Annotated in this window: 10 protein-coding genes and 1 tRNA gene; 9 read left to right on the forward strand and 2 right to left on the reverse strand. The window is 66.5% G+C overall.

Going from position 1 to position 12,760, the window contains the following annotated elements:
- The 7 genes from ACFYP5_RS06195 (at position 1) to ACFYP5_RS06225 (ending at position 9,210) form a co-directional block, all read left to right on the forward strand.
- The gene (locus ACFYP5_RS06195) at positions 1-2,328 is read left to right on the forward strand and encodes an FdhF/YdeP family oxidoreductase (protein WP_389031281.1); all 2,328 of its coding nucleotides are present in this window, start codon (positions 1-3) and stop codon (positions 2,326-2,328) included.
- Positions 2,329-2,409: 81 nt separating this feature from the next.
- Positions 2,410-2,880: a hotdog fold thioesterase gene (locus tag ACFYP5_RS06200; RefSeq protein ID WP_326744136.1), complete on the forward strand. Its 471-nt coding sequence runs from the start codon at positions 2,410-2,412 to the stop codon at positions 2,878-2,880.
- 636 nt (positions 2,881-3,516) lie between these two features.
- Entirely contained in the window at positions 3,517-4,725 is a 1,209-nt protein-coding gene (locus tag ACFYP5_RS06205) for a branched-chain amino acid ABC transporter substrate-binding protein (RefSeq protein WP_389032910.1), read from the forward strand.
- A gap of 108 nt (positions 4,726-4,833) precedes the next feature.
- On the forward strand, positions 4,834-5,763 hold the full coding sequence (locus tag ACFYP5_RS06210; RefSeq protein WP_030919619.1) for a branched-chain amino acid ABC transporter permease: 930 nt from the start codon (positions 4,834-4,836) through the stop codon (positions 5,761-5,763).
- A gap of 5 nt (positions 5,764-5,768) precedes the next feature.
- Positions 5,769-7,553, forward strand: coding sequence for a branched-chain amino acid ABC transporter permease (locus ACFYP5_RS06215; RefSeq protein ID WP_389031284.1), 1,785 nt, complete (start codon positions 5,769-5,771; stop codon positions 7,551-7,553).
- Between the two features lie 5 nt (positions 7,554-7,558).
- Positions 7,559-8,497, forward strand: coding sequence for an ABC transporter ATP-binding protein (locus ACFYP5_RS06220; RefSeq protein WP_389032913.1), 939 nt, complete (start codon positions 7,559-7,561; stop codon positions 8,495-8,497).
- Positions 8,494-9,210: an ABC transporter ATP-binding protein gene (locus tag ACFYP5_RS06225; protein WP_030919612.1), complete on the forward strand. Its 717-nt coding sequence runs from the start codon at positions 8,494-8,496 to the stop codon at positions 9,208-9,210. The genes ACFYP5_RS06220 and ACFYP5_RS06225 overlap by 4 nt, the downstream gene beginning before the upstream one ends.
- A 76-nt stretch (positions 9,211-9,286) precedes the next feature.
- Here the strand turns inward: ACFYP5_RS06225 and ACFYP5_RS06230 are convergent, their stop codons facing one another.
- Positions 9,287-9,946, reverse strand: a complete 660-nt coding sequence (locus tag ACFYP5_RS06230) for an ANTAR domain-containing response regulator (RefSeq protein WP_389031287.1) — start codon at positions 9,944-9,946, stop codon at positions 9,287-9,289.
- Between the two features lie 99 nt (positions 9,947-10,045).
- Between ACFYP5_RS06230 and ACFYP5_RS06235 the strand changes: the two genes are divergently transcribed.
- Positions 10,046-10,120 (forward strand) — tRNA-Leu (locus ACFYP5_RS06235).
- 108 nt (positions 10,121-10,228) lie between these two features.
- The gene (locus ACFYP5_RS06240) at positions 10,229-11,005 is read left to right on the forward strand and encodes a transcriptional regulator (protein WP_389031290.1); all 777 of its coding nucleotides are present in this window, start codon (positions 10,229-10,231) and stop codon (positions 11,003-11,005) included.
- Positions 11,006-11,013: 8 nt separating this feature from the next.
- Here ACFYP5_RS06240 and pyk read toward each other — a convergent pair whose 3' ends face one another.
- Positions 11,014-12,447, reverse strand: coding sequence for a pyruvate kinase (gene pyk / locus ACFYP5_RS06245; RefSeq protein ID WP_389031292.1), 1,434 nt, complete (start codon positions 12,445-12,447; stop codon positions 11,014-11,016).
- Positions 12,448-12,760: the final 313 nt, after the last annotated feature.

The following is a 12,760-nucleotide window of genomic DNA, read 5'->3' on the forward strand; positions in this document are numbered from 1 at the left end:
ATGGCCACCAAGCCGCCCACCGGTGACCCGGTCCAGGACGCACCGCACGTCGAACCGGCCCAGCACTCCGCTGCCGGAATTCCCGCCGTCGCCCACAGCCTGCGCATCGCCCAGCAGCAGATGGGCCTCCGCCGCACCGCCCGGACCCTCCTCAAGGTCAACCAGAAGGACGGCTTCGACTGCCCCGGCTGCGCCTGGCCCGAGGGCGACAAACGGCACACCGCCGAATTCTGCGAGAACGGCGCCAAGGCCGTCGCCGAAGAAGCCACCCTGCGCCGCGTCACCCCGGACTTCTTCGCCGCACACCCCGTCGCCGACCTCGCCGGCCGCAGCGGGTACTGGCTCGGCCAGCAGGGCCGCATCACCCAGCCGATGTACCTGCCCGAAGGCGCCGACCGGTACGAAGCGGTGACCTGGGAACACGCCTTCGACGTCATCGCCGAGGAACTGCGCGCCCTCGACTCCCCCGACGAAGCGCTCTTCTACACCTCCGGCCGCACCAGCAACGAGGCCGCGTTCCTGCTCCAGCTGTTCGCCCGCGAGTTCGGCACCAACAACCTGCCGGACTGCTCCAACATGTGCCACGAGTCGTCCGGCTCCGCGCTCATGGAAACCATCGGCGTCGGCAAGGGGAGCGTCTCCCTCGAAGACCTCCACGACGCCGACCTGATCATCGTCGCCGGACAGAACCCCGGCACCAACCACCCCCGGATGCTCTCCGCCCTGGAGAAGGCCAAGGCCGCAGGCGCCAGGATCATCTCGGTGAACCCGCTGCCCGAAGCCGGACTCGAGCGGTTCAAGAACCCCCAGACCCCCCAGGGCATGATCAAGGGCACCGCACTCAACGACCTGTTCCTGCAGATCCGCATCGGCGGCGACCAGGCCCTCTTCCGGCTCCTCAACAAGATGATCCTGGAGACCGAAGGCGCCGTCGACGACGCATTCGTGTCCGAACACACCCACGGCTACGAAGAGTTCGCGGCCGCCGCCCGCGCCGCCGACTGGGACGAGACCCTCACCGCCACCGGCCTCGACCGCAGCGCCATCGAGCAGGCCCTCGCCATGATCCTCGCCTCGAAGCGCACCATCGTGTGCTGGGCCATGGGCCTCACCCAGCACAAACACTCCGTGCCCACCATCCGCGAAGTCGTCAACTTCCTTCTGCTGCGCGGAAATATCGGCCGTCCCGGCGCCGGAGTCTGCCCCGTCCGCGGCCACTCCAACGTCCAGGGCGACCGCACCATGGGCATCTTCGAACGCCCCGCACCCGAATTCCTCGACGCCCTCGACAAGGAGTTCGGCATCACCTCGCCGCGCCACCACGGCTACGACGTCGTCCGCTCCATCCAGGCCCTGCGCGACGGCGACGCAAAGATCTTCTTCGCCATGGGCGGCAACTTCGTCGCGGCGACCCCCGACACCCGCGTCACCGAAGCCGCCATGCGCCGCGCCCGCCTCACCGTCCACGTGTCCACGAAGCTCAACCGCTCGCACGCCGTCACCGGCCGCCGCGCCCTGATCCTGCCCACCCTCGGCCGGACCGACAAGGACATCCAGGCGAGCGGCAAGCAGTTCGTCACCGTCGAGGACTCCATGAGCATGGTCCACGCCTCACGCGGCAACCTCACCCCCGCGAGCCCCCACCTGCTCTCCGAACCCGCCATCGTCGCCCGCCTCGCCCGCGCCGTCCTCGGCCCCGGATCCACCACCGACTGGGAAGAGTTCGAGAAGGACTACGCCACGATCCGCGACCGCATCTCCCGCGTCGTCCCCGGCTTCGAGGATTTCAACGCCCGTGTCGCCCGCCCCGGGGGCTTCACCCTCCCGCACCCACCGCGCGACTCCCGCCGCTTCCCCACCACCACCGGCAAGGCGAACTTCACCGCGGCCCCCGTCGAATACCCCCAACTCCCCGAAGGCCGACTGCTGTTGCAGACCCTGCGCTCCCACGACCAGTACAACACCACGATCTACGGTCTCGACGACCGCTACCGCGGCATCAAGGGCGGCCGCCGCGTCGTCATGGTCAACCCCGACGACGCCCGCGCCCTCGGCCTCACCGACGGCGCCTACACCGACCTCGTCAGCGAATGGAAGGACGGCACCGAACGCCGGGCACCCGGTTTCCGCATCGTCCACTACCCCACCGCCCGCGGCTGCGCCGCCGCCTACTACCCCGAGACCAACGTGCTGGTCCCCCTCGACTCCACCGCCGACACCAGCAACACCCCCGCCAGCAAGTCCGTCGTCGTCCGCTTCGAGAACATCCAGAGCCGGAGCGTCCAGGAGCAGGACATAACGCAAGAATCCGCACCCACCTCCCGCTAAGCGTTCGCTCAGTCGTCTGATAAGAACGATGCACACAGCAATAAAGCTATGAACCACCGCAGACGATCGGAGCCGGACCCCATGGGCGAGCACACCGCACCCAAGTTCCCCCAGGAGATCATCGACGAGTACGCCGCACTCGGCGTCGACCTGCCCGCCCTCTTCTCCGCCGGCCACCTCGGCGAACGCATGGGCGTCCAGATCGTCGAAGCCTCCGCGGACCGCGTCGTCGGCACCATGCCCGTCGAAGGCAACACCCAGCCCTACGGACTCCTGCACGGCGGCGCCTCCGCCGTCCTCGCCGAGACCCTCGGCTCCGTCGGCAGCATGCTCCACGGCGGCGCCACCAAGCTCGCCGTCGGCGTCGACCTGAACTGCACCCATCACCGAGGGGTACGGAGCGGACTCGTCACCGGCGTCGCCACCCCCGTACACCGCGGCCGCTCCACCGCCACGTACGAGATCGTCATCACCGACGAACAGGACAAGCGCGTCTGCACCGCACGCCTCACCTGCATGCTCCGCGACGTCCCCAAGCCCGCCGCCGCCTGACGCACCGGCACCGCACCACACCTCTGCCCGGCCCGGATCACAAACCCGGCCGGGCAGAGCCATATCCACCCACAACCACCCGTCCTGACACGGGAGTTGAGCAACATTCGCACCCAACGCCCTTGACCGTGAGACCCGTTGTATGGCCCACTCAACATTCACACACACCCCACGGACACCACGGGGCGTGGACCACATAGCCCCCCGGCGTAACACTGCGTAACAAGCACGCAATACCCGGGCACCACGGGGCGGCACCCCAACCCCGGCCCCCGGCCGCCGGGCACTTCGTCGCGCCCTCACCACCCCCCGCGACGCGACAGCACCAAGATCGCTTCAAGCCCCTTAGCAGAGCTGCGCGTTCTCAGAATGCGGTCACTTCACCGTCCGGTAAAAAGCCGTACATGTCCCCACAGCCACCTCAAGCCTTCCTCAACGTCATAACAAGACAGTCACATCCTCCGCCGACCCGTCCCCGACCCCGCCACCTGCGCCTAGAGTCACGGCCAGTCACCGCGCCGCCGGGCGCGTCTGCTGCACGGCCCTGTACCAACCCAGTACGGCCCGGCGAACGACACGGCACCTCAAGCAGAGGAGGCCGCGCCAGGGAAAGGACTTTTCGTGCGACACCGTTCTTTGCTCATCCTCACCACAGTGCTCACCACCGGAGCACTGACGCTCACCGCCTGCGGGTCGCGCGACGACAGCAAGAACAGCAGCGGCGGCGGCGACACCCAGACCGTCGTCATCGGCGTCGACGCGCCCCTGACCGGAGACCTCTCCGCGCTCGGCCTCGGCATCAAGAACTCCGCCGACCTCGCCGTCAACCTCGCGAACAAGAACAAGACGGTCCCCGGCGTCACGTTCAAGCTTCAGCCCCTCGACGACCAGGCCCAGCCCTCCGTCGGAGGACAGAACGCCCAGAAGTTCATCGACAACAAGGACGTCCTCGGCGTTGTCGGCCCCCTGAACTCCAGCGTCTCGCAGTCGATGCAGAAGCCGCTCAACGACGCCAGCCTCACCCAGATCTCCCCCGCCAACACGGGCACCGAGCTGACCCAGGGCAACGACTGGAAGACCGGCAAGAAGCAGCGCCCGTTCAAGACCTACTTCCGCACCGCCACCACGGACCAGATCCAGGGTGCCTTCGCTGCGAAGTACCTCTTCAACAACGCCAAGATCAACAAGGTCTACCTGATCGACGACCAGAAGACCTACGGAGCCGGCCTGGCCGCCTCCTTCAAGGCGACGTTCACCGAGCTCGGCGGCAAGATCGTCGGCGCCGACCACGTCAACCCCGACGACCGCGACTTCAACGCCGTCGTCACCAAGGTCAAGAAGTCCGGCGCCAAGGCCGTCTACTACGGCGGTGAGTACCCCGCCGGCGCACCCCTGAGCCAGCAGCTCAAGGACAGCGTCCAGATCCCGCTCATGGGCGGCGACGGCATGTACAGCGCCGACTTCATCAAGCTCAACAAGAAGGCCCAGGGCGACATCGCCACCTCCGTCGGCAAGCCCGTCGAGGAGCTCGACTCCGCCAAGAAGTTCATCGCCGACTACAAGACGGCCGGCTACAAGGACGCCTACGAGGCCTACGGCGGCGGCACCTACGACGCCACGATGGCCATCATCGAGGCCGTCAAGGCCGTCGTCGCCGCCAACGACGGCAAGCTCCCCGAGGACGCCCGCGCCAAGGTCCTCGACGCGGTCGGCAAGGTCAACTTCGACGGCGTCACCGGCCCCGTCTCCTTCGACGAGTACGGCGACACCACCAACACCATGATGACCGCCTACCAGGTCGACGGCGGCAAGTGGGTCTCCAAGCTCAGCGAGGCCTACAAGTAGGACTGACCAGGCCCTCCCGGTCACGCAGCAAAGCAACCAGACCGCGCGGGAGCGCTACCAGCGCTCCCGCGCGGTGCCATATCCGAACCACTCCACGGAGGCCCTGCGGTGAACGAACTGCCGCAACAGCTGGCCAATGGACTCATCCTCGGCGCGATGTACGGTCTCATCGCGATCGGTTACACGATGGTCTACGGAATCATCCAGCTCATCAACTTCGCCCACGGCGAGATCTTCATGATCGGAGGCTTCGGAGCTCTCACCGTGTACCTCTGGATGCCGGCCGGCTCCAACCTCCTCGCAATCGTCCCCCTCATGATCATCGGCGGCGTCATATGCTCCGTCGCCGTCAGCGTCGCCGCCGAACGCTTTGCCTACCGGCCGCTGCGCACCGCCCCCAGACTCGCCCCGCTGATCACCGCGATCGGACTCTCCCTCGCACTCCAGCAGGCCATCTGGAAGTGGTATCCCAACGCCACGAAGGACCACCCCTTCCCCCAGTTCAAGGGCGAAGCCTTCGACCTCTTCGGCGCCAACATCCAGCGCGGTGACCTCTTCGTCCTCATCGCCGCACCCGTCTGCATGATCGCCCTCGGCCTCTTCGTCTCCAAGACCCGCTCCGGACGCGGCATGCAGGCAACCTCGCAGGACCCCGACACCGCCAAACTCATGGGCATCAACACCGACCGCATCATCGTCATGGCCTTCGCCATCGGTGCCGCGTTCGCAGCCGTCGCAGCCGTCGCCTACGGGCTCAAGAACGGCCAGATCGGCTTCCGCATGGGCTTCATCATGGGCCTCAAGGCCTTCACCGCAGCCGTACTCGGCGGCATCGGCAACATCTACGGCGCCATGCTCGGCGGAGTCGTACTCGGCGTCGCCGAATCCCTCGCCACCGGCTACATGAGCGACGTCCCCGGCATGGACCTCTTCGGCGGCGGCGCCTGGAAGGACGTATGGGCCTTCGTCCTCCTCATCGTCGTCCTGCTGCTCCGGCCCCAAGGCCTGCTCGGCGAACGCGTCGCGGATCGGGCGTGATACGGATGACCACCCAGAACACACTCATCCCACTGCCCGCACCGATCGCCCGCCTCGCCACCGCCGCAGGCGCCGCCATCGCCCTCGCCGGCACCTTCCTCGCCTGGACCTGGACCACCGACTTCCCCGGCGACCTCACGGTCACCGGCTACCCCGGCGGCCTCCAGATCCTCACCCTCACCGGCGCGGCCCTCACCCTCCTCTTCGTACTCAGCGGATACGACATCCGAGGACTGCGCTGGCTCACCCCCGGCGGCACCAACAGCCCCGTCCGGCTCCTCGCCCTCGGCACCCTCGGCACCACCGGCTACACCATGGGGGCCATCGCCTACGAGCTCGGCGGCATCGTCAACCTCGAACCCGGCGCATGGGTCAGCGGCATCGGCGCACTCATCGCCACCATCGCCGCACTCGCACTCCCCAGCGACGAACCCCTCTCCCAGCACGAACCCCGGCCGGGCGCCTGGCAGCGCTTCCGCAACAGCCTCGCCGCACCCGCCGCAACCCGCGCCAAAACACTCCCCGCCTGGGCCGAAATCCTCATCATCACAGCAGCCTTCGGCACCATGCTGTACGTCTTCACCTACGGCATCGGCATCCCCACCGAAGACTCCGAACAGTTCATCGGCTTCCTCATCACCGCAGCCTTCGCGTTCACCGCCATCACCCGTGCGGGACTCATCTCCCGCATCACCGCGCTGACCACGAAGCACCGCAACGTCGCCCTCACCGCAGCCCTGGTCGCAGCACTCTGCTTCCCCTTCACCCAGGACACCGCGGAATACACGCTCATCGGCGCGAACATCCTCATCTTCGCGACCGTCGCACTCGGCCTCAACGTCGTCGTCGGCCTCGCCGGCCTCCTCGACCTCGGCTACGTCGCCTTCCTCGGCGTCGGGGCCTACACCGCGGCACTCGTCTCCGGCGCCCCCCTCGCCGCCATCGGCGTCCACTTCCCCTTCTGGGCCGCCGTCCTCACCGGAGCCGCAGTCTCACTCGTCTTCGGCGTCCTCATCGGCGCCCCGACCCTCCGACTGCGCGGCGACTACCTCGCCATCGTCACCCTCGGCTTCGGTGAAATCTTCCGCGTCACCGTCAACAACCTCAACGGCAACAGCGGACCCGACCTCACCAACGGCTCCCAAGGCATCCCCAGCATCCCGGACCTCAACCTCTTCGGGATCGACTTCGGACTCAGCCACGACATCGGCCCGTTCACCCTCAGCAGGCCCGCCAACTACTACCTGCTGATGCTCGTCGTCACCGCCGTCGTCGTCCTCGTCTTCCGCCGCTCCGGAGAATCCCGCATCGGCCGCGCCTGGGTCGCCATCCGCGAAGACGAAACCGCCGCCACCGCCATGGGCATCAACGCCTTCCGGCTCAAGCTGCTCGCCTTCGCCCTCGGCGCCACCCTCGCCGGCCTCGCCGGCACCGTCCAGGCACACGTCAACTACACCGTGACGCCCGAGCAGTACCAGTTCGCCGGCTCCGTACCCCCGAACTCCGCCTTCCTCCTCGCCGCCGTCATCCTCGGCGGCATGGGAACCCTCAGCGGACCCTTCGTCGGCGCCGCACTGCTCTACCTCATCCCGGCCAAACTCCAGTTCATGCAGGACTACCAGCTGTTCCTCTTCGGCATCGCGCTCATCCTCCTGATGCGCTTCCGCCCCGAAGGCCTGGTCGCCGACCGCAGGAAACAGCTCGAATTCCACGAGAACGACACCATCGACGTACCCGAACCACGGCAGTCCGAAGAAACCGGCGCCGGCATCGCCAAGGCGGGGGCGTGACCACCATGACCACCACCACACAAACCGCCACCACCGTCCTCGACGCAAGCGGCGTCACCATGCGCTTCGGCGGCCTCACCGCCGTACGCAACGTCGACCTCACCGTCAACGCAGGTGAAATCGTCGGCCTCATCGGACCCAACGGCGCCGGCAAAACCACCTTCTTCAACTGCCTCACCGGGCTCTACGTCCCCACCGAAGGCACAGTCAGCTACAAGGGCACCGTCCTGCCGCCCAAGCCCCACCTCGTCACCCAGGCAGGCATCGCCCGCACCTTCCAGAACATCCGACTCTTCCCGAACATGACCGTTCTGGAAAACGTCCTCGTCGGACGCCACACCCGCACCAAAGAAGGCCTCTGGTCCGCCCTCCTGCGCCTCCCCGGCTTCACCAAAGCCGAGAACGCCAGCCGCGAACGCGCCATGGAACTCCTCGAGTTCATCGGCCTCCGCACCAAGGCCGACCACCTCGCGCGCAACCTCCCCTACGGAGACCAGCGCAAGCTGGAAATCGCCCGCGCCCTCGCCAGCGACCCCGGACTCCTCCTCCTCGACGAGCCCACCGCCGGCATGAACCCCCAGGAAACCCGAGTCACCGAAGAACTCATCTTCGCCATCCGGGACCAAGGCATCGCCGTCCTCGTCATCGAGCACGACATGCGCTTCATCTTCAACCTCTGCGACCGAGTCGCCGTCCTCGTACAGGGCGAAAAACTCGTCGAAGGCACCTCCGACGTCGTCCAGAGCGACGAACGCGTCGTAGCCGCCTACCTCGGCACCCCCTTCGAAGGCGCCCCCGGCTCCGAAGAAGTCGCCGAAGTCGAAGCCGCAGAAGCCGAAGCACACGCCGAAGCCGCAACCACGGAAGCGGAGCCCGCCGAAACGGCAACCGCCACCGACGACGACACAAGCACCACCCGCACCGAAGAGGAGGACACCCGATGACCGCACTGCTCCAGGTCGAAGACCTCCGCGTCGCCTACGGCAAGATCGAAGCCGTCAAAGGCATCTCCTTCACCGTCGAAGCCGGCCAGGTCGTCACCCTCATCGGCACCAACGGCGCAGGAAAGACGACCACCCTGCGCACCCTCTCCGGCCTCCTCAAGCCCATCGGCGGCCAGATCCTCTTCGAAGGCAAACCACTCACCAACGTCCCCGCCCACAAGATCGTCTCCCTGGGCCTCGCCCACTCCCCCGAGGGACGCCACATCTTCCCCCGGCTGACGATCACCGAGAACCTCCTCCTCGGCGCCTACCTCCGAAACGACAAAGCAGGCATCGAAAAGGACATCCAGCGCGCCTACGACCTCTTCCCCATCCTCGGAGAACGAAGGAAGCAGGCCGCCGGTACCCTCTCGGGCGGCGAACAGCAAATGCTCGCCATGGGCCGCGCCCTCATGTCCCAGCCCAAACTGCTCATGCTCGACGAACCCTCCATGGGCCTCTCCCCGATCATGATGCAGAAGATCATGGAGACCATCGTCGAGCTGAAGGCCCAAGGCACCACCATCCTGCTCGTCGAGCAGAACGCCCAGGCCGCACTCTCCCTCGCCGACCACGGCCACGTCATGGAGGTCGGCAAGATCGTCCTCTCCGGCACCGGCCAGAACCTCCTCCACGACGAATCCGTCCGCAAGGCGTACCTCGGCGAGGACTGACCCACCCCTTCACACGGAAGAGGCCCGCCCCCCGATCGATCCGGGGTGCGGGCCTCTTCCGTACGAACCTACGCGACTACTCGCCGTCCTTCGACGCCCGCCGCTTCTCCTCGGCATCCTCGATCAACGCCTCGGCCAGCTGCTGCATCGACAGCCGACGATCCATCGACGTCTTCTGAATCCACCGGAACGCAGCCGGCTCCGACAGCCCGTAATCCGTCTGCAGAATGCTCTTCGCCCGATCCACCAGCTTCCGCGTCTCCAACCGCTGCGCAAGATCCGCGACCTCGGACTCCAGCGCCTTCAGCTCCGCGAACCGCGACACGGCCATCTCGATGGCCGGCACCACGTCGCTCTTGCTGAACGGCTTCACGAGATACGCCATCGCCCCGGCGTCCCGGGCCCGCTCCACGAGGTCGCGCTGCGAGAACGCGGTGAGCATCAGAACAGGCGCAATGGACTCCTCGGAGATGCGCTCGGCGGCGGAGATACCGTCGAGGATCGGCATCTTCACATCGAGAATCACGAGGTCGGGCCGGTGCTCCCGGGCGAGCTCGACCGCCTGCTCGCCGTCTCCGGCCTCGCCGACGACCGCGTAGCCCTCTTCTTCGAGCATCTCTTTGAGGTCGAGGCGGATGAGAGCCTCGTCCTCGGCGATGACGACGCGGGTCGTCAGCGGCGGGACGTGCGACTTGTCGTCGTCGGCGACGGGCTGGGGCGACTCGGGCGTGGTCACGGGGCTCCTCGTTCAAGACAGGGGTACTGCTGCCAAGAGCCTACCTAGCTGCGGTAAGGTGGACGCTCAGCGGGTCGAGGGAAACCTTCGATTCAGCGAGCCCCGGTAGTCCAATTGGTTAGAGACAATGGATTCAAAACCCATCCAGTGTCGGTTCGAGTCCGACTCGGGGCACTTTTCCTTCGATTCCAAGGTCGCAAGGTAACGGCAGGGCTTCACTTGATCGTGTGATCGCCTCACTAAGCCTGCTCGCGAGCTCCATGATCCGCCAGACTCGACCCTGTGTACGACCTTGATACGCGCAAGCGCGCTCTGGATCTCATCGCCCAGGGTTTCAGTCAGAACTCCGTAAGCAAACAGACCGGCATCTCCCGGGCTGCCATCCGTTCGTGGCAAACACGAATAGAACCCCTCGGCTGGAACCGCGCCGCTGATTGTCCAAGGTGCGACGACCCACCGAGCGATCCCGAAGACCCCGCCGCTTATTCCTATTTGCTCGGCCTCTATCTCGGCGACGGCTGCATCACCCACGCGAGAAGGGGCGTGTACTTCCTGCGTATTGCCTGCGCCGATGCCTGGCCCGGCCTCATCGACGCCTGCGCCGAAGCCATGCAGCTCGTGCGCCCTGGCAACAAAGTGTTCCGGGTTCAGCGTCAGGGCTGCCAGAACGTGACCTGCTACAGCAAGCACTGGCCCTGCCTCTTCCCCCAGCACGGCCCAGGCAGGAAGCACAACCGCGAGATCGCTCTCGAGCCCTGGCAACAGAAGATCGTGGACGCTCACCCGTGGGAACTCATCCGCGGCCTGATTCACTCCGACGGATGTCGCATCACCAACTGGACCACCCGACTCATCGCCGGTGAGCGGAAGCGTTACGAATACCCCCGGTACTTCTTCACCAACAAGTCGGACGACATCCGCAAGCTGTTCAGCGACACCCTCACCGCCGTCGGGGTCGAGTGGACGACCCTCTCACGCGGGGGCAACCCGCTCAACATCTCCGTCGCCCGACGGGCGTCCGTCGCTCTCATGGACGCTCACGTCGGGCCGAAGCACTGACGACCGAGCTACTTGGGGCTGTCGTCCTCGCCGATGTGGTGCACGCGTACCAGGTTCGTCGATCCCGCGACGCCGGGCGGGGAGCCGGCCGTGATGACCACGATGTCGCCCTTCTCGCAGCGGCCGATCCGCAGGAGTTCCTCGTCGACCTGGGCGACCATGGCGTCCGTGGACTCGACGTGCGGGCCGAGGAAGGTCTCGACGCCCCACGTGAGGTTCAGCTGGGAGCGGGTGGCCGGGTCCGGGGTGAAGGCCAGCAGCGGGATGGGTGAGCGGTAGCGGGAGAGTCGCTTGACGGTGTCGCCGCTCTGGGTGAAGGCGACGAGGAACTTCGCGCCGAGGAAGTCGCCCATCTCGGCGGCCGCGCGGGCGACCGCGCCGCCTTGGGTGCGGGGCTTGTTGCGGTCGGTGAGCGGGGGCAGGCCCTTGGCGAGGATGTCTTCCTCGGCGGCTTCGACGATGCGGGACATCGTGCGGACCGTTTCGATGGGGTATTTGCCGACGCTGGTCTCGCCGGAGAGCATGACCGCGTCGGTGCCGTCGATGACGGCGTTGGCGACGTCGGAGGCTTCGGCGCGGGTGGGCCGGGAGTTGTCGATCATCGAGTCGAGCATCTGGGTGGCGACGATGACCGGTTTGGCGTTGCGCTTGGCGAGTTTGATGGCGCGCTTCTGGACGATCGGGACTTGTTCGAGGGGCATTTCGACGCCGAGGTCGCCGCGAGCGACCATGATGCCGTCGAATGCGGCGACGATGTCGTCGATGTTCTCGACGGCCTGGGGTTTTTCGACTTTGGCGATGACGGGTAGGCGACGGCCTTCTTCGTCCATGATGCGGTGGACGTCGTCGATGTCTTGTCCGCTGCGTACGAAGGAGAGGGCGATGATGTCGGCGCCGGTGCGCAGGGCCCAGCGGAGGTCTTCGATGTCCTTGTCGGAGAGTGCGGGGACGGAGACGGCGACGCCGGGGAGGTTGAGGCCTTTGTTGTCGGAGACCATGCCTCCTTCGATGACGGTGGTGTGGACGCGGGGGCCGTCGACGTGGGTGACTTCGAGGGTGACGCGGCCGTCGTCGACGAGGATGCGTTCGCCGGTGGTGACGTCGGTGTGGAGGCCTTCGTAGGTGGTGCCGCAGGTGTTGCGGTCGCCTTCGGTGGGTTCGACGGTGATGGTGAAGGTGTCGCCGCGTTCAAGGAGTACGGGGCCTTCGCGGAAGCGGCCGAGGCGGATCTTCGGGCCTTGAAGGTCGGCGAGGATGCCGACGCTGCGTCCGGTTTCGTCGGAGGCTTTGCGTACGTGGCGGTAGCGCTGTTCGTGTTCGGCGTAGGAGCCGTGGCTGAGGTTGAAGCGGGCGATGTCCATTCCGGCTTCGACGAGTGCCTTGATCTGCTCGTATGTGTCGGTGGCGGGGCCCAGGGTGCAGACGATTTTTGCTCGGCGCATGGTTTGAGCCTAGACCTTACCTACGGGTAGCGATTTGGGTCTGCGTGTCGACTCAACAACCTTTGGGTGAAGGCTTTTTGACAAGGGTTGAATTGTGCACGGGGGCGCTCTGATGAGCATTCTGTTCATAGTTTTTGGGGTGTCGTGGTGAGGCGGGGGTTCACCTCGGCGTGGTGGTGGCGGTGCCGGTATCGGGGGTCGGGTTCGAGGTTCGCCGCGGCCGGCGAGGCGTGGGTGGTCGGGGGTGCCGTAGGGGGCTGGTGTGTGGGTCGTGCGGCAGTTGCGGCATCGGGGGTGTGAGCCGTGTGGTCAT

The sequence above is a fragment of the Streptomyces sp. NPDC005262 genome (assembly GCF_042872425.1).
Taxonomy (GTDB): domain Bacteria; phylum Actinomycetota; class Actinomycetes; order Streptomycetales; family Streptomycetaceae; genus Streptomyces.